The sequence below is a fragment of the Exiguobacterium sp. s124 genome (assembly GCF_018617485.1).
Taxonomy (GTDB): domain Bacteria; phylum Bacillota; class Bacilli; order Exiguobacteriales; family Exiguobacteriaceae; genus Exiguobacterium; species Exiguobacterium aestuarii.
In genome coordinates, this window is the sequence record NZ_JACSKH010000001.1 from 97,893 (window position 1) to 116,574 (window position 18,682).

The 18,682-nt window shown below is 49.2% G+C and carries 14 protein-coding genes; 10 read left to right on the forward strand and 4 right to left on the reverse strand.

The features are described from left to right. Positions 1-8: 8 nt before the first annotated feature. On the reverse strand, positions 9-398 hold the full coding sequence (locus KNO85_RS00600) for a GNAT family N-acetyltransferase (RefSeq protein WP_214786022.1): 390 nt from the start codon (positions 396-398) through the stop codon (positions 9-11). Beyond that, positions 395-1,435, reverse strand: coding sequence for a serine hydrolase domain-containing protein (locus tag KNO85_RS00605; RefSeq protein WP_214786024.1), 1,041 nt, complete (start codon positions 1,433-1,435; stop codon positions 395-397). The genes KNO85_RS00600 and KNO85_RS00605 overlap by 4 nt, the downstream gene beginning before the upstream one ends. Positions 1,436-1,582: 147 nt before the next feature. Between KNO85_RS00605 and KNO85_RS00610 the strand changes: the two genes are divergently transcribed. Next, entirely contained in the window at positions 1,583-2,482 is a 900-nt protein-coding gene (locus tag KNO85_RS00610; protein ID WP_214786026.1) for a sensor domain-containing diguanylate cyclase, read from the forward strand. Between the two features lie 20 nt (positions 2,483-2,502). Here KNO85_RS00610 and KNO85_RS00615 read toward each other — a convergent pair whose 3' ends face one another. Next, a complete protein-coding gene (locus tag KNO85_RS00615) occupies positions 2,503-4,281 on the reverse strand; it encodes a solute:sodium symporter family transporter (protein WP_214786028.1) in 1,779 nt (592 codons plus the stop codon). Between the two features lie 191 nt (positions 4,282-4,472). Here KNO85_RS00615 and KNO85_RS00620 point away from each other — a divergent pair, with 191 nt between their 5' ends. Beyond that, positions 4,473-5,090, forward strand: a complete 618-nt coding sequence (locus tag KNO85_RS00620) for a hypothetical protein (RefSeq protein WP_214786030.1) — start codon at positions 4,473-4,475, stop codon at positions 5,088-5,090. Between the two features lie 53 nt (positions 5,091-5,143). Here the strand turns inward: KNO85_RS00620 and mgtE are convergent, their stop codons facing one another. Then, positions 5,144-6,502, reverse strand: a complete 1,359-nt coding sequence (mgtE, locus tag KNO85_RS00625) for a magnesium transporter (RefSeq protein WP_214786032.1) — start codon at positions 6,500-6,502, stop codon at positions 5,144-5,146. Positions 6,503-6,825: 323 nt separating this feature from the next. Here mgtE and arcA point away from each other — a divergent pair, with 323 nt between their 5' ends. The 8 genes from arcA to cydC all read left to right on the forward strand — a co-directional run bounded on the left by arcA (position 6,826) and on the right by cydC (position 18,479). Then, positions 6,826-8,055 carry an arginine deiminase gene (gene arcA, locus KNO85_RS00630; protein ID WP_214789751.1) on the forward strand — a complete coding sequence of 410 codons (1,230 nt, stop codon included), beginning with the start codon at positions 6,826-6,828 and terminating at the stop codon, positions 8,053-8,055. A gap of 21 nt (positions 8,056-8,076) precedes the next feature. Beyond that, positions 8,077-9,105 (forward strand): ornithine carbamoyltransferase, encoded by a 1,029-nt coding sequence (argF, locus tag KNO85_RS00635; RefSeq protein ID WP_214786034.1) that lies wholly within the window; start codon positions 8,077-8,079, stop codon positions 9,103-9,105. Between the two features lie 53 nt (positions 9,106-9,158). Continuing rightward, positions 9,159-10,634, forward strand: coding sequence for an arginine-ornithine antiporter (gene arcD, locus KNO85_RS00640; protein ID WP_214786036.1), 1,476 nt, complete (start codon positions 9,159-9,161; stop codon positions 10,632-10,634). A 14-nt stretch (positions 10,635-10,648) separates the two neighbouring features. Continuing rightward, a complete protein-coding gene (arcC, locus tag KNO85_RS00645) occupies positions 10,649-11,611 on the forward strand; it encodes a carbamate kinase (protein ID WP_214786038.1) in 963 nt (320 codons plus the stop codon). Between the two features lie 161 nt (positions 11,612-11,772). Continuing rightward, entirely contained in the window at positions 11,773-14,115 is a 2,343-nt protein-coding gene (locus tag KNO85_RS00650; protein ID WP_214786041.1) for a glycoside hydrolase family 31 protein, read from the forward strand. Between the two features lie 112 nt (positions 14,116-14,227). Further along, the gene (locus KNO85_RS00655; RefSeq protein WP_214786043.1) at positions 14,228-14,917 is read left to right on the forward strand and encodes a Crp/Fnr family transcriptional regulator; all 690 of its coding nucleotides are present in this window, start codon (positions 14,228-14,230) and stop codon (positions 14,915-14,917) included. Between the two features lie 122 nt (positions 14,918-15,039). After that, complete coding sequence (gene cydD, locus KNO85_RS00660; RefSeq protein WP_214786045.1) at positions 15,040-16,764, forward strand: thiol reductant ABC exporter subunit CydD; 1,725 nt, start codon at positions 15,040-15,042, stop codon at positions 16,762-16,764. Then, entirely contained in the window at positions 16,761-18,479 is a 1,719-nt protein-coding gene (cydC, locus tag KNO85_RS00665; RefSeq protein ID WP_214786047.1) for a thiol reductant ABC exporter subunit CydC, read from the forward strand. Before cydD ends, cydC begins: the two co-directional genes overlap by 4 nt. The last annotated feature ends 203 nt before the right edge of the window (positions 18,480-18,682 follow it).

The following is an 18,682-nucleotide window of genomic DNA, read 5'->3' on the forward strand; positions in this document are numbered from 1 at the left end:
TATTCCTCCTATTCGTGAATGGTTTTCCGAAACCCGTAAAACGGACGGAATCGTAGTTTTTCATAATATGTGTGAGAAGCTTGGCTCGCCAGCATTTCAAGACGCGTTTCGGGGTATAGCGCATGGACATGTTGGAGAAGCTGTTCACCAAGACCACGTTTTCGATAGGCAGAAGCGACCAATAGTTCACACACATATAGACTGACTGTCGTATCGGTCAATCCACGCAAATAAGCGATAATCTCCCCATGATCAGACTCCATGACGTAGGTGACGTTCGATTGACGCCACGCTTCACGGGTCAATTCATGTCGTTCAACGAGCTGAGTCCAACCCTCCTCACGATTGAGTCGCTGGATGTGTTCAAAATCTTGTGAGACATATGGACGGACCTTCATTCGAATTTCTCTCCAATCTGTGTTTCGATTTGCTTCATCACGTCGAACGCGCCATCGGACTGATTGGCACATACGACAGAAATGATATCGGTTTCCGGATAGTAACCGGAATGAAAACTGACACCCGGGTCATATCCCATTACATGATATTTAAAGATATCCCCTGTCGCATGATGCTGAATCCAAAGTCCATATCCATAGCTCCCACCTCGGTCATTGACGGTGACGTGTGGTGTGAGGAGGCGCGCCGTGGAAGACGCATCAAGAAGTTGATGTGAAAGCAATGCCTGCCAAAATCGGGTCATGTCTTGAACGGTCACAAAAGCCCCACCGTCTGCTCCGCCCTTAATTGGAATCGCATATTGATTCGTACGCCACGTTCCGTCCTTGTGGTCGATATAGCCGAGCGCTGTTTTAGCAGGCAAGGCATCGAGTGAGAAATATCCGGAATCGCTCATGCCGGCAGGCTGAAAAATCGATTGCTCGACATAGTCGGTGAAGGATTGCCCGGTCACTTCTTCGACAATCAACCCTAACAGGATATACCCCGCATTGTTGTAAGAGAATCGGGAACCTGGTTCATTCCGCATCGCTTTTTGTTGAAATAACGGTAAAAAATCACGTAGCTGTCGAAGCCGATACATCGGAACATTGCGCCATAACGCTTCGAAGTCGTCAGAGACGGACTCATCAAAATAGTCCGGGATGCCCGACGTATGGGTCAACAGCTGATGCACCGTGACTTGGGACGAAACGTAAGGCAAGTCGAGTGTCTGAAAGGACTCAAGTGAAGTTGAAAAAGAGAGTCGATCTCGTTCGACTAACTGACAAATGGCGATCGCCGTGAACAGTTTACAGCCAGAAGCGATCCCGAACCTTGTCGTCACATCATGATGAATCTGTTCGGAACGATTGGCGTAGCCGAAGGATTGATGAATGGACGTGTCTAGGCTCGTGACGGAATAGACGCCAGAGAACGCTTCGTCCACTGTTACATGTGTAAAGTTTTTCAAAAGGACCTCCAGAGTGTGAGTCATCAAGTACTTCGACTATATCATGTACCTCGAGATCATCCATAAATTTACTCAATATTCAAAAAAACATTTACCAAATAACAGGAATTGAAACAGGTGTCTGACCTCGAACGTGGTACGATATGGGCGAATAGAGAGGAAGTGTGTTCAATGACGCTATTCTTTTTAGGGATACTCGTTGGATGTTTGATTGTTTTGTGGCTACATAAGCGTCAACGGCTACATCCACAGACGCTTTCGTTCATGCATTTCGGGAACCAAACGAAAGATGTCATCTATATTTTTGAAACGAAACCGATGTGGCGTTTTCGGTATATCAGTCCTTCCTTAGATTTATATTTGGGGGAAGGGACGGTCATGCGTAGTTATGCAGATGCGCAGGAATGTTTCCGTAGAATCCATCCGGATGATCGACGGCTGTTGCTAGACAAAGTGATGGGGCGTGTCGACTATGAAGAAGCGATTCTTCAACGGTGGCGTACGAATGAAGGCACCTATGTATGGTTTGAGGAGTATACGACTCCGATTTATGAAGACGGTCAGATTGTGGCGGTTCAAGGTGTTATTCGAAACATCGAGGCGGCCATGACCGAGCGTGAGCGTCTGCTGTATGAGAGTCGGCATGACAGTTTGACCGGTGTCTTCAATCGTCGGGCGTTTGAAGAGACAATTGGTCAAGCGGAAGGAGTGACCGACGTTGGGATCATCGTACTCGATGTGAATGATTTAAAAATCGTGAACGATGAGGAAGGGCACTCTGCCGGTGATTGTTTATTGAAGCGTGTCGGTAGCCTCCTTCAAACCATCGAGCCCTCTGTCTATCGGATTGGAGGAGATGAGTTCGTCTTGTTTCTTCAGATGATGTCGGAAGAGGCGTGCAAGAAGATGGTCTGTAAAATCGAAACGACATGCAGGAAAGAAGGAATCTCAGTTGCCATCGGGTTGGCCTGGGCATCCTGTCCAGAATCGATTGAAGTACTCTGGCAAGAAGCAGATGATGCGATGTATGAACAGAAGCAGCAACAAAAAAGAGATCTTCTTGACGTCTAGTCCAAGAAGGTCTCTTTTCATTAGCTACTCGCTTCCTCTACTTCAGGCGGTTCTTCACCTAAGTTGTTGAGGTAGCGTTCATATCGTGCGAGTCCATAGCGATAAGATGCCCAGATCAGAAGGGTCGTCACGGCAATGAGTCCAATCGTCAATGGAGCGAACCAACCAGAAACAATCCCGTCTGCGTAGGCGAGTCCGATTGGTGAGAAGACGAGATAGACGAAAATCATCGAAGCGACAAGCAAGATTGAAGTCGATAACGCGTGGCGCCACGGTTTGACCCGTCCGAGTTCGATTCGAATCGGATTGGCTTGAAGCATCGGTCGTACACGCGCAAAAATGAGCATGATGCCTGTCTCGACAACGAAGAGAATGCCGTAAATATGGATAAAGTTAATCCCGATTTCTACTCCAAACCATTGTTTCGTTCCCCATACGAGGAAATAGTAAGCGATGACGTGGAAGAAGACGACGGTCTTCGCGGCAATCGGTGGAACACGTTTAACGAGCATACCAATCAGGACAATGACGAGTATTGGAATGTTGAAGAAGCCTGTGAAACGTCGAATCAAATCCCATAACCCGTCTGGTGCATACATGAGGTTCGGGGCGACGAAGAACGAGACGAGTGCCACGAACGTGCCGAACCATTTGCTGACGCGAATCAAATCTTGGTCAGAGGCATTCGGCTTGAACTTTGGTTTATAAATATCGAGGACGAACAGCGTCGCGATACTATTTAACAGTGAGTTAAATGAGCTGAACACGGCACCGAGTAAGACGGCAAGGAAAAAGCCCATGAGCCACATCGGTAACAGTTCAGCAATCAAGCTCGGATACGCCAAATCGGCTTTCTCGACGTTCGATCCATACAAATGAAACGCGATGACCCCAGGCAAGAGCATAAAGATGGGAACGAGTAATTTCAAATAGCCAGTGAAGAGTACTCCTTTTTGTCCTTCTGCCAAGTTTTTTGCGCCAAGGGCTCGTTGAATTACGTATTGGTTGAGCGCCCAGTAGAACAAGTTCGCAAAAATCATCCCGGTGAAAATGGACAGGAACGGAACCGAGTCGTTGGCTGAGCCGATGGCATTCAATTTTTCAGGGTTTGTCGTCGCAATGGTCTTCATCCCGTTCAAAAGATTCCCGTCACCTAACGCGAGGAAACCGAGTGTCGGAACGAGAAAACCGATGATGATAAGACCAATCCCATTCAACGTGTCGGAAACGGCAACTGCGCGAAGACCTCCAAAGATCGCATAAATCGCACCGATGATCCCGATGAACCAAACAACAATCCAAAGCGACTGCTCAAAGCTGATACCGAGAAGGGCAGGCACGTCGAACAGTTGAAGGACGGCCAATCCACCCGAGTACAGCATAGACGGAATCGTGACACACATGTATCCGAGTAAAAACAATAGGACGGTCAAACGACGAACGTCCTCGTCATAGCGCTGACTTAGAAATTCAGGGATGGTCGAGATCCCGATGCCAAGAAAGCGTGGCAACAAAAAGAGGGCCATGATAATTGCGGCAATCCCCGCCGTGACTTCCCAAGCCATGGCCGACATGTTCCCGGCGAACGATTGACCGTTCAAGCCGATCAATTGTTCTGCTGACAAGTTGGTCAACAGGAGTGACCCCGCGATAAAGACACCTGTCAGTCCACGACCGGCCAAAAAGTAGTCATCGGCACTTTCGACTTTTCCTCGCGTCATGCGATACGAGACGTAGGCGACGAGTGCCATGAACGCGGCACCGGTCACGAGTATGTAGAGCACTTGTTGAATCGTCATACAATCCCCTCACTTCTTACTTATGTTTTATATGTATTTGTAGGAAATACCCTAAAGTGTCAGAAAGTAGTCCCTTTATCTTGATAGAATGATAGAAAGTCATGGATTAGGGCATAGATTAGTTGAGCTACCGTTGTGCTCGATTAGAAAATCAAGAGGGTTGAATAGATGAATCGATAGGGGGAGTTTTTTTGAAGAAGTGGACAATCGGAATAATATCTGTTGTAGCGGTAGCAGGTTATGTCATTTTTGGTGAAATGCTTAAAGAAGTAAACACGAGTGATTTGGCTGTGACCGAAAGCTTTCGACATATAGACGAATTAGCTACACGTTCGCCGGTCGTCATTGTCGGAGAAGTGGACCGTCCCCCGAGACCTTTTGAATATCATTCGGTTAATTTCTTCGAATCACGCATTCAAGTGGAGGAGATATATCGAGACGTGAGTCATGAGCTGACGCGAACTGATACAATCACCCTCCTACAAAATGATATGGAAGAAGACCCGCTCGTCAAACAGGGTGAGAAAGTTTTACTGTATTTACAGCCATATGAAGGACCTGTAATCCAAAAAGCGTATCGGATCGTCGGTCTACAACAAGGACACTTCAAAGTGAGTCAGGCGGGGACATTGACTTCGGTAGGAGCATCCAACCTCTATCAAAAAAGCGGATTAAGTGCTGAATTAAGTAAACTAGAGACATTATTGAAAGACAATCCTTATATGTCAGAACATAACGACGTGATGACGGATGAAGACATTGAAGCTTTTAACGAAACGCAAAAACGTCTGTTAGAAAAATCTCAATAAAAGCGACGCTGAAAAAATCAGCGCCGCTTTTTTAGTGGGAATTAAAAAAAATGTCATAAAAACTGAAGCATAGACGTTGCGACCGTGAAGTAGATGATGAGACCGAGATTGTCCATCAGTGTCGTAATGAACGGTCCGGATGCGACGGCAGGGTCTAACTTCAAGCGGTTGATTAAGAGCGGGACGATCGTTCCAATCATCGTGGCGACACTGAGCGCGGCGAAAATGGAAATCCCGACAATGAAGCCGATGAGCATGTTGTCATACAAAATCGTGATGACCCCGAAGATGACAATCATACAGGCGATTCCTAACAGGATACCGGTCCCGAGCTCGCGTCGAATCATCTTCATGACGTTCTTACGATTGATCGTACCGAGCGCAATCGAGCGCACGGCGACGACAAGGGACTGGGTGGCCGCGTTCCCGGCAGACCCCATGACAAGTGGCATGAAGACAGCAAGTAGCACAATCGTTTCAAGCGTGTCTTCAAAGCTACCAATCGTTGAGGCGGTAATCATACCAAGAAACATGAGGCTGACAATCCACGGGGCGCGTTTCTTTGCTGCCTCAAGCGGACTCATGTTGATATCGGACGACCCCTTCGTCGCCGAAAGTTCTTCAAAGTCTTCTGTCGTTTCACGCTCGATGACGTCTAACACATCATCGACCGTGATGATGCCGAGTAGCTTTTGCTGGTCATCCGTGACAGGAAGAGCCAACAAGTCATACTTTTGGACAATCCGAGCCAAGTCTTCCTGGTCGGTCATGACGTTTGCCGAGATGACGCGGAATCCCATGATGTCTTCGATTTTCGCATCGAGTGGCGCGACAATCAAATCACGTAAGGAGACGACGCCAACGAGTTGATGCGTTTGGTCGACCACGTATAAATAATAAATCGTTTCGGCATCTGGACCGAGGTCACGTAGCTCTTCGAGGGTCAGTCCGACCGTCTTATTCGCTTGAAGGACGACGAATTCGGTCGTCATGAGCGCACCGGCTGTCTCTTCCGGGTATTGCATCAAATCTTTAACTTCCTGTTCTTCGATATCATCCATCTGTTCGAATAGCGTATCCATGAACACGTCGGGAAGTTCCCGCATCAAGTCGGCTGCGTTATCCGAATACATCTCATTTAAAATACGGACAGCGTACGGCTGAGGTGTTTCTTGAATAAATGTACACTGTTCATCTAACGTCAGTTTTTCGAACAAATCGGTGAACACCTCTGGAGAAATCGTGCGATACACGAATGCACGCTCACGTTGATCAAGTTCGATAAAGTGATCGGCCTGTTCACCAGGGTGGAGGGAGAGGAATAGGTCTTGAAAATCGACTGGATCTCCCTTTTGAATCAATGTACGGAGTGCTGCTTCATGTTCGTTGTATTGCATTTCTTCTATTTTCATATGCTCACATCCTGATCTCTCACATTTTTCAACTTATTCTCCGGATCTCAAAAAAAGTTTTTCATCTTTTTTTGGGAGAGGGTATTCATCGTCCATACATCTCATTTCCCCTTGTCATGACGCCAATTTTTCATGCATTGTTTGTTCATTCACAAAGGTGAACATTTATACACAGTAATGTGGAATCCCTAACAGGTGAAGTGCCGGATTAGACATTCGCAAATTTGGTAAAGTGATAAGGTAAGGGTAGTCACACACCCGAATCACAAGGAGGAAGCGAGATGATCTCAATGACGAATCAACCGATTTCACAAGATACGACGCTGAAACATCCGATTCATGTGTATTCAGAAATTGGAGAATTAAAAACGGTATTACTGAAAAGACCGGGTAGGGAATTAGAAAATCTCACCCCGGAATATTTAGAGCGCCTCTTGTTCGATGATATTCCCCATTTACCGGTCATTCAAAAAGAACACGACTATTTTGCGAGTGCGCTCCAAAATCGCGGTGTGGAAGTCCTTTACCTCGAAAAACTAATGGCTGAGACGTTGTCACTCCCCGGTGTTCGCGAAAAGTTTGTCGCGGATATCTTATCGGAGTCTAAATCAAATATCAACGGCTCTTACGAAACATTAAAAGAGTATTTACTCGGCTATGACAATGAGACGTTGATTGAAACGGTGATGGCCGGTATCCGAAAATCGGAAATCAAACCGGAGAAACGCCGACATTTGCACGAAATGATTGAAGATACGTACCCCTTCTTTTTAGATCCTATGCCAAACCTCTATTTCACACGAGATCCGGCCGCTGCAATCGGTCAAGGTCTCTCCATCAACCGAATGAAAGAACCGGCACGTCGCCGTGAGTCACTCTTCACGCAATATATTATGCGCTATCACCCACGCTTTGCGAAACATGATGTTCCGATTTGGTCAGACCGCGACTATCGATTTGCGATGGAGGGCGGAGACGAGCTCGTCTTATCGAAAGAAGTTGTCGCCATCGGCATCTCTGAACGAACGACTGCTCAAGGAATCGAACGGGTCGCCCTCAATTTGCTTAAACATGGAGACAGCTTCAAAAAAGTGATCGCCATCGAAATTCCGAAATCCCGGGCATTCATGCATCTTGATACCGTCTTTACGATGGTCGATCATGACAAATTCACCATCCATCCGTTTATTCAAGGACCTGAAGGCAAGATGAATATTTTCGAGCTTTCACTAAATGCAGAAGGCGAATTGCAGATTACACAACATACTGATTTGTTGAAAGTGTTAAAAGACGTCCTCGGCTTACAGGAAGCGACGTTGATTCCTTGCGGCGGCGGTGACCCGATCGCAGCGGCTCGCGAACAGTGGAACGATGGATCGAATACGCTCGCCATCGCCCCAGGTGTCGTGGTCACATATGACCGGAACTACGTATCAAATGAACTGCTCCGTAAAGAAGGCGTCGAAGTGATCGAAATCATGTCGAGTGAACTATCGCGCGGACGTGGGGGTCCACGTTGCATGAGCTGTCCGATTATCCGTCAAGACATCTAAATGTGATAAGGAGGAAGCAGTATGTCTACAACGTTCAATTTTGATTTGAAAGGTCGTCACTTTTTATCGTTAAACGAGTTTTCTGGTGAAGAAATCAATTACTTGATCGATTTGTCTGCTGCATTCAAACGTCAAAAGAAACAAGGCATCCCACATCGGATTTGTGAAGGGAAAAATATCGCCCTTCTATTTGAAAAACCGTCGACACGGACGCGTTGTGCGTTCACGGTCGCCGCAATCGACTTAGGGATGCACCCTGAATATTTAGGCAAGAACGACATCCAGTTCGGGAAGAAAGAATCGGTACGCGATACGGCCATCGTTCTCGGACGCATGTTTGACGGCATTCAATTCCGCGGCTTCGCCCACGAGACGGTCGAAGGTCTCGCGAAAGATGCTGGTGTACCGGTTTGGAACGGATTGACCGATCTCTATCATCCGACACAAATCTTGGCTGACTTTTTGACAGTGAAAGAACAAAAAGAAGAACTTGCCGGAATCAAATTCGTGTACGTCGGCGACGGGCGGAACAACATGGGGAACACCCTCTTGATCGGCGGTGCAAAAGTAGGGATGGATATGCGGATTTGTGCCCCGAGATCACTTTGGCCGTCTGAAGAGATCGTGGATTATGCGAAATCTGTTGCCGCCGAAACAGGTGCCGTCATCACATTGACGGAGAGCATTGAGGAAGCGATGGACCAGGCGGACGTCGTCTACACAGATGTATGGGTGTCGATGGGTGAAGAAGCGGCCTTCGCAGAACGGATCGAACTGTTGCGACCATATCAAGTGAACATGGATATGCTTCAAAAGAGCGGGAACCCGGACATCATGTTCTTGCATTGCCTCCCTGCCTTCCACGACCTAGAAACGGAAGTCGGTCGGGCGATTCACGAACAATACGGGTTGACGGAAATGGAAGTGACTGATGAGGTGTTCCGCAGTCGTCACTCGTTCGTATTTGATGAGGCGGAAAACCGCATGCATACCATCAAAGCGGTGATGGCGGCAACGCTCACGGAGACACGCGAATGGCTTGAACGTTGACGGCGAGGGGAATGTCCCCTCCCGTTTCAAAATAAGCGAAAGGGATGAGTAGAATGTCTACGAAGTTGGAGCATGACTCAGGTGGTTCGGCTGGAGTACATCCTGACAAGCAAGATAAGCGGTTAGGTCTCGGAGCGTTGACGGCACTTGTCGTCGGATCAATGATTGGTGGTGGCGCCTTTAACTTGGCAGCCGATCTGGCGCAAGGTGCGAATGCGGGTGCCATTCTCATCGGATGGGTCATCACCGGAATCGGGATTATCGCGCTCGGTCTCAGTTTTCAAAATTTGACGATGCGTCGTCCTGATTTAGATGGTGGTGTGTATAGCTATGCACGGGCAGGTTTTGGCTCGTTCGTCGGATTTAACTCGGCATGGGGATATTGGTTATCTGCCTGGCTCGGAAACGTGGCGTATGCGACACTGCTGTTCAGTTCGGTCGGTTATTTTTTCCCGATTTTTGAAGGGGGGCAAAACATTGCCTCCATTGTTGGAGCATCCATCATGCTGTGGCTCGTGCATACGCTCATCCTACGAGGGGTGCATGAGGCCTCGATGATCAACATCGTCACAACGATTGCCAAGCTCGTTCCGATTTTTGCATTCATTACGATTACGCTGTTCTTCTTCAATCTCGAAAACTTCACCTTCGATTTTTGGGGGCAAGGCGGCTTCTCATGGGGAAGTGTTCGCGACCAGGTTGTCTCGACAATGCTCGTCACACTTTGGGTGTTCATCGGTGTTGAGGGTGCGGTCGTCCTCTCGGGTCGTGCCCGTAAGCGCTCTGACGTCGGGAAAGCGACCGTGATCGGATTACTCGGAACACTCGTCATTTATCTACTCATTTCCGTCATGTCGCTCGGTCTCATGACACCGGAAAACGTGGCGAACGCCTCGCAACCGGCAATGGCTTACTTGCTCGAATCGGCAGTCGGTCCGTGGGGCGCGATGCTCATCAACGGCGGATTGGTCATCTCCGTACTCGGGGCATGGCTCGGTTGGACGCTTCTCGCGGCTGAAATTCCGTTCGTCGCTGCGAAAGATGGTGTGTTCCCGAAATGGTTCACGAAAGAGAACAAAAATCAGGCACCCGTCAACGCGCTTTGGTTAACGAACGGGTTGATTCAACTGTTCCTCTTCACGTTCTTGATTTCAGATGCCGCATACAATTTTGCTTTCTCACTTGCATCAAGTGCCATTTTAATCCCATATGTGTTCTCGGCATTTTACCAAGTGAAAGTATCGAAAAATGGGATCGGTTATAGCGCTGGCGAACGTAGAACACGGGATTTGACGATTGGATTGGTCGCTTCCATCTATGGACTCTGGCTCATTTACGCCGCAGGAATTGATTATTTACTCCTGACAACCCTTCTATACGCACCAGGAACCCTTCTCTACATGAAAGCGCAACGTGAGAATGGCATCAAGTCACTCAACAAAACGGAATGGCTGGTCGCCGGTGTTTTGACCGCACTCGCCATCTTTGCAGTCGTTCGCATACTATCTGGTAATATCTCAGTCATCTGATCGGGGGTATCGATATGGGAAAAAAACGTGTGGTCATCGCCTTAGGCGGTAATGCGATTCAACAAGGGAAAGATGCGACAGCTGAAGCACAAATGCGGGCGGTCGAGGCGACGGCGGAATCTCTCGCCACACTCATCGCGGAAGGGTTCGACGTCATCATCACGCACGGGAACGGGCCGCAAGTCGGAAATTTGATGCTACAACAAGCCGCGTCAGACAGTCCGGCAACGCCGGCGATGCCTCTCGATGTATGCGGTGCGATGACGCAAGGGATGATTGGATACTGGTTTGAAAACGCGCTGACGAAAGCACTCCGTGCGCGCGGTCTAGAACGAGAAGTGGCTTCACTCGTCACACGAAGCGTGGTCGATCCGAATGATAGCGCGTTCCATCATCCGACGAAGCCGATCGGTCCATTTTATACGGAAGAAGAGGCACTTCATCTCGAACGGACGACCGGTTACGTATTCAAAGAAGACGCAGGACGGGGACATCGTCGTGTCGTCCCGAGCCCGGTTCCGGTGCAAATTGCCGAACATGCCGTCATTCGAACGCTCGTCGAAGCGGGACACATCGTCGTCGCCTCCGGTGGCGGTGGTATCCCGGTCATGGAGACAGCAGAAGGGTACGTCGGCATCGAGGCGGTCATCGATAAGGATTTTGCGGCTGCGAAACTGGCGGACCTCGTCAACGCAGACGTATTGCTCATCTTGACCGCTGTCGAACATGTGTATGTCAACTTTGGAAAGCCAGATGAGGTGGCGCTTCAGGAGACGTCAAAAGAGCAGATGGAGACGTACATCGCAGAAGGGCAGTTCGCTCCGGGTAGCATGTTACCGAAAGTGAGAGCGGCACTGCAGTTCGCGGAATCTGGTACGAACCGGGTTGCCATCATCACTTCACTCGATCAGGCGTTAGCCGCCATTGATGGGGATGCCGGAACACGCGTCCGCTTGGCTCCTTCGCTTCAACAATAACAATGTGTCGCAAACGTGAACCGTTTGCGACTTTTTGTTTTCTGTCGCCATTCATGGGGAAGGAATGTTGTATGCCAAAAATGAGATTGCTATCATATTCAGTGTAAACGTTTGCACTTATTTCAGGAAGGAAGTGACGGAGAGCGGAGACGCTCGGATGTATGCGCCTATTCGAAGAAAATCATGTGTATCAGTCGTGGATGAGACCAAAAGCAAGGGACGAGGCAATCGTTCAAGGAAGCTGTTATCGCTTCACCGTATTGACGAGTCAGTTGATTCGAATGGAGTACGCAGAGGACGGGGTTTTTGAAGACCGTGCCACCCAAGTGGTGTGGAATCGGGAATTTGACGTTCCACAGTTTCGTGTAATTGAAGACGAGACCGAGCTTCAAATCATCACCGAACATATCCACTTATATTATACGAAAGGTCCGTTCGCACCGAACACGCTCTATGTAGATGTGAAAGGGAACTTTAGTACGTACTATAGCCGCTACATGTTCAATGGTCCGGAACGAACACTGAAAGGGACGGCTCGGACGCTAGACCATGTGGACGGGGCGACTGAATTGGAAGAAGGAATCCTCTCCAAACAAGGGTATGCAATCATTGACGATTCGTCCTCGTTCTTAATGACGGATGACCGTTTCGTCGAGCCGAGACGTAAAGGAATTCATGACATCTATTACTTTGGGTACGGCCATGACTATAAGCAGGCACTTCGAGATTTTTACACGTTGACGGGCCCGACGCCGATGCTTCCGCGCAAAGCGCTCGGGAACTGGTGGAGCCGCTACTGGCGATACGACGAAAAAGAATATAAGGCGTTGATGCGTCGTTTCAAGTCTGAAGACGTCCCGTTCTCGGTCAGCGTCATCGACATGGACTGGCACGTGACTGACATTCCTGAAGAGTACGGGAGTGGCTGGACGGGTTACTCGTGGAATAAAAACTTGTTCCCCGAGCCGAAGCGTTTCCTCAAGTGGTTGAAAGACGAGGGGATGATGGTGACACTGAACCTGCATCCCGCCGACGGGGTCCGTGCGTTTGAAGATCAATATGCAGCGATGGCTGAGGCGATGGGTGTCGATCCGGAATCGGGGGACCGCATCCCGTTTGATTTCTCAGACAAGCGATTCATTCAAGCGTATTTTGAACAGATGCATCACCCACATGAAGCGGACGGCGTTGATTTTTGGTGGATCGACTGGCAACAAGGATCGACGTCGAAGATGGAAGGACTCGATCCGTTATGGATGCTGAATCATTATCACGCCATCGATATCGCCCGTGACGGCAAGCGTCCACTCATTTTCTCTCGATACGCAGGACCGGGAAGCCATCGTTACCCAGTTGGATTCTCGGGAGACACGATCATCTCGTGGGCATCACTCGCCTTCCAGCCGTATTTCACGGCAACAGCCACAAATATCGGCTACGGATGGTGGAGTCATGACATTGGAGGGCATCATCGTGGTAAAAAAGACGATGAGCTCGCCGCGCGTTGGGTCGCATATGGGGTGTTTAGTCCGATCATGCGTCTCCATTCGACGTTCAGTACGTTCAACGGAAAAGAGCCTTGGCGTTTCGGAATGGAAGCCGAACAGTCGATGAAACGATTTTTACGACTGCGCCACCAACTCATTCCGTACTTGTATACGATGAACTATCGCAATCATGCCGACTCATTGCCGCTCGTGCTACCGATGTATATCGAACACCCTGATGACGACGTGGCTTATGAGGTGGCGAATCAGTTTTATTTCGGAAGTGAACTCATCGTCTCCCCGATCGTTACGCCGATGGACCGACAGCTTCACATCGCCAGTGCGAACGTGTGGTTGCCAAAAGGAGAATGGTTCGACTTCTTCACGGGACATCGTTATGAAGGGGACAAGTCGATTCGGGTGTTCCGTGGACTTGAGGAACAACCGGTCTTCGCCAAAGCAGGTGCCATCATCCCGATGATGCCGCATACACCGCATGCGAACGATACGGGGAATCCGAGTGATCTCGAAGTACTCGTATTCCCAGGTGCCTCGAACACGTTCACGATGTATGAAGATGACGGGGAGAGCCGAGATTATGAGAACGGGGCGTCGCTTGAAACAACGTTCACGCTCGATTGGGAAGCGCGTACGCTCCACATCGAGACGTCGGGTGATTTGACACTCGTGCCGGCGGATCGAACGTTGACGATTCTTGTCCGTGGGGTCGTCGGGGAAGGGGACTATGATGCGGAGACGCAAACGTTACACATCCCACTCGGTGAATGGAAACAGGAACAGACCGTGACACTTCCTGTCGAAGTGACGCAGAACGCACATCGACTCGACCGTCTCTATCGGTTCTTAGACCGTGCTGAAATCGCCTATGATTTAAAAGATCGCCTGTATCAGATGGCGACGACAAAGACACGTCTCGAGGCATGGTTGTTTGACCTTCATGCGTTAGAACTCGAGCGTGATTTGCAGGATGCACTGTTGGAACTCATGCTGGACTGAAAAAGGGGGGCGACCCCCTTTTGTCATGTCAGAAAACTGTCGGAATTAGAAAGCGCTTTCAATAAAAATCCCATTATACTGAGGATAGAAGAGTAGAAAAGAGGGGATGCACATGCGACACATGTGGACGATTGACGATTTACGGCAGTTGACGCTATTCGCGACATGTCCGAGTCGAACGCTTGAACAGCTGATTCCGCACGTCTATTGCCGAACGTATCGGAAAGGGCAACTGTTGTTCATGGAAGGGGATCCGCGAGAACGTGTCTATTTCTTGATGAGCGGTTACGTCAAACTCGAACGGATGAACGAGAATGCGACCCATCATTATGCCGACTATGTGAAACCGAAACAATTTTTTCCTTACAACGGTTTATTCACGGGGGAAGACTATCGTCATACGGCCGAGGCCGTGACGGACATTGAGGTCATCTATATCCCGACGGATCGATTTGAGCGGTTCGTGTCCACGCAGTCGAGCATGTTGCTCTATATCATCAGCCAGATGAACCGGATTCTCGATTTGCATGAGCGTCGTGTCCAAGAAATCATCACGCCAAGCGCGAAAGAGCGTGTCATCAATACGCTCCATTTCTTAATTGAAGATTTAGGAGAGCCTGACGAACAAGGCGTTCGTGTCCGCTGCCCATTCACTGCGATCGAACTCTCTCGTCTGTCCGGAACGTCCCGGGAGACGGTTTCGACGATTTTAGCCAAACTCCGAAAAGAAGATGTGCTTCGCATGGATGCCCATCAACTCGTCATCGGGCATCCTGAATATTTTGAACAAGACAGCGATTGACGCCACTCAGATGAGGGCGTCTTTTACATACTCAAACGAGCGGAGCGTTCGCTTCAAAACGTAGCATATTGTATAATTAGTGATGAATCTCACAAAGCAATGGAATTGTAAATAGAGAAAGGATGAATGCAGTGAAACGACTGCAAGCCCTTGCTTTCGCTGAAAGAAGTCATATCATTGGACTCGTGTTGTCTGCGATCATGATTGGACTATCGATTTTAGCGCAAGCGTATTTAATCGTCGACATCGTCGATCGAATCTTTTTAAAAAACGAATCATTCGAAGCCATCCTTCCGGCTTTACTGTGGCTCGTCCTTGCCTTGTTGGCACGAGCGCTTTTCGGCTACGTATCGGGACGCATCGGTGCGAGTTTATCCGAAAAAGCAAAACAGGCATTACGCCTACAATTGTTGGATCGGTATGCCACGAGCCCCGTTGAGTCGTCCTTGACGGGTCAGTCCGGGAAGAAAGTCAGCGTGTTCATGGATGCAGTTGATGAGGTGGACGCTTACTTTAGCCAATACTGGCCACAAGTCATCCAAACATCGATTATCCCGCTTCTTATTTTGGTCGTCGTCTTCAGCCAACACTGGATCTCAGGAGTCATCATGATGGTGACGGCACCGTTCATCCCGCTGTTCTTCATCATCATCGGGATTGCGACCCAGAAAAAATCGGAAGAACAAATGGAGAAGATGAACCAATTCTCCGGTAAGTTTTTAGATGTGTTACAAGGATTGACGACGCTCAAGCTTTACAATCGCACCGAGCAAGAAGCGAAGGCGATTGAGAAGAGTAGCCTCGACTTTCGGGATGCGACGATGGTCGTCTTAAAGACGGCGTTCTTATCGGGACTCATGCTCGAATTTATCTCGATGCTCAGTACCGGTGTCGTGGCGTTAGAAGTCGCGTTACAGATGGTCGTTTGGGAGAACCTGACGTTCTTTTCTGGCTTCTTGATTCTCGTGTTGGCGCCGGAGTATTACTTGGCGATTAAAGATTTAGGAAGTGCCTTCCATACGGGACGTGGAAGTATGGGTGCGGCAGAAAGAATCTTTGACGTATTAGACGCCCCGGATGATCGCATCGAATGGGGATCGAAGTCACTTCGTTCACGGACACCGGACCTTGAGCTGGAAGATGTATCTTTCGAATATGCAGGCGGACGTTTTGCGCTTCAGCCGTTGAGCGGTCGGATTCCTTCTGGCACCCACCTGGCCTTAGTCGGCGCAAGCGGGTCCGGGAAGACGACAGTGCTCAACGTCATTTCCGGACTCTTGCAAGTGAAGTCGGGACGCGTCCTCGTGGACGGTGAGCCACTTCATTCGTTTGACGAGTCCGTCTGGTATGGAAACATTGCCTATATCTCACAAAACCCCTATCTATTTGCCGGGACGCTTGCCGATAATATCGCATTAGGCGAAGAAGGCGACGAGCTCGCGTTACGAGAAGCAGCAGATGCGGCAGGACTTTCTGAGGTGATCGACCAGTTACCGAATGGAATCTGGACGGAGCTTGGAGAAGGCGGGTTCGGTCTGTCAGGCGGTGAGCGACAACGTCTCGCACTTGCCCGAGCGTTCTTTAAACGACCAGGCATCCTACTGTTCGATGAACCGACGACAGGTCTCGATTTGAAGACCGAGCAGATTGTGAGACGTTCAATCGCTGAGCTGTCGAAAGAGGCAACGTTAATCACGGTGGCACACCGTCTGCATACAATCAAAGAGGCAGATATGATTTGGTTTATGGAGGATGGGAAGCGCATCGCAGAAGGGACGCATGATGCGTTGCTCGCTGTTCCAGAGTATGCGGAACTATTTGCGCTTCAGAAAGGGGTGAGCCGATGAACTCGCTTTGGACAATCACAAAATGGATGATGCGTGAGAAGAAAGATATCCTTCTCTCCATCTTCTTTGGATATGCAGCTGGGATCGCGGCGGTCGCCTTGTTTGCGGCAAGTGGATACCTCGTATCACGTGCGGGTCTCGTCCCGCCGCTGTATGCACTCATGGTACCTGTCGTCCTCATCAAACTGTTCGGGGTCATTCGGGCAGGTAGTCGTTATCGGGAGCGTCTCGCGTCACACCGAGCGACGTTTACGATTTTGAGCGAGCTACGTGTCCGTTTTTATCGACAACTTGAACCGCTCGTCCCGTCGATTTTTGCGAAATATCGGAGCGGGGATTTACTTGCACGTGTCGTCGGAGACGTCGAGAGTCTGCAGAACTATTTCCTTCGTGTGTTTTATCCGCCGATCATACTCGTGCTTGTTTTCTTAAGCACCATCTTTTTTGTCACGTTCTTCTCGTTTGCGGTCAGTGTATGGATCCTACTCGGTGTACTCGTCACTGGATTCTTGATTCCACTTGGCTTTGCTCAGATTCGTGCTCGTCATGACGAGACGATTCGCGCATTGCGCGGAGATGTATCGATTCAATTGACAGAAATGATGTACGGATACCGAGATTTGAAGCTTCATCATCAACTTGACCGGACGAAGCAGGCCGTCTATACACGAAGCGAGCGATACATGGAAGCAGAGCGAAAAGACACGACCAACCAGTTTTTCAACTCCGCGCTCGTCGTCGCCGCCTCTTTACTCGTCTCATGGGGTGTCTTGGCGATTGGAGCATATCAAGTGGTGGAGGGAGACTTGAACGGGTTGTTCTTGGCGATGCTCATCATGATGTCGCTCACAGCATTTGAGAATACGACACCGATGGCCGTGTTCCCGGGTCATTTTGCTGACAGTAAGCAAGCCGCTGATCGATTGTTTGAAGTGACGGAACCGAGTGAAGCGATTGAGGCGCTTGAAGCAAAACGACAGGACGTGACCTTCACGATGTCCCCATCGATCTCATTTGAGCATGTTCGCTATCGCTACCCGGACACGTATCGGGACGTGATCGACGATGTCACGTTACACATCCCAAGCGGTTCGAAGACGGTCATCGTCGGGCCGAGCGGATCTGGGAAGTCCACGTTACTTCAACTTTTATTGGCGTTCGTTCGAACAGAAGATGGAACGATACGATTAGATGATCAAAACTTGAATGATTTGAAACAGACTGCAATCTGGCAGCATGCGAGTGTCGTCTTGCAAGACAATCACTTCTTTTATGGAACAGTACGTGAGAATTTGGCACTGGCCGGTGAATTTAGTGATGAAGAGATGCTTGTGGCGCTTGAACGTGTCCGTTTATCGTTTGCGCTTGATGAACCGGTCCTTGAGAAAGGAGCGAACTTGTCAGGTGGAGAACGGCAACGTCTGGCGATTGCACGAGCCCTTCTGAAAAATGGGCTGATGTGGTTGCTCGATGAACCTACTTCAGCGCTTGATGCCGGAACGGAAGCGCACGTCTTTTCTGAACTGTTGAATCAAGCTGGTGCAGGGACGCTCATCCTCGTGAGTCACCGCTTGACGGGACTCGAAGCCTTCGACCAAATCGTTGTGATGGAAGCTGGGCGGATCGTTGAAGTCGGTTCGTATGAAGAACTGATGACGAAGCGAGGTATGTTCTACGAATTGAAACAAATCGAACAAGAAGTGTTCGCATCATAAAAAGACGAGCAGCCCCGTCGGTGGGCTGCTCGTCTTGTTTTTGGCAAATATGGGTGCAACAAATGGGGGTTGTCGCAGCAATGCTTTCAAAAAGTGTGTCGTGGAGGGGAATCCACGTGACGTGATGTGTTTGGGGAACGTGCACGTCAAGCTTTTGGGAAGCTACATCTAGAGTATAGTTGATAACGATTCTCATTGTCAAT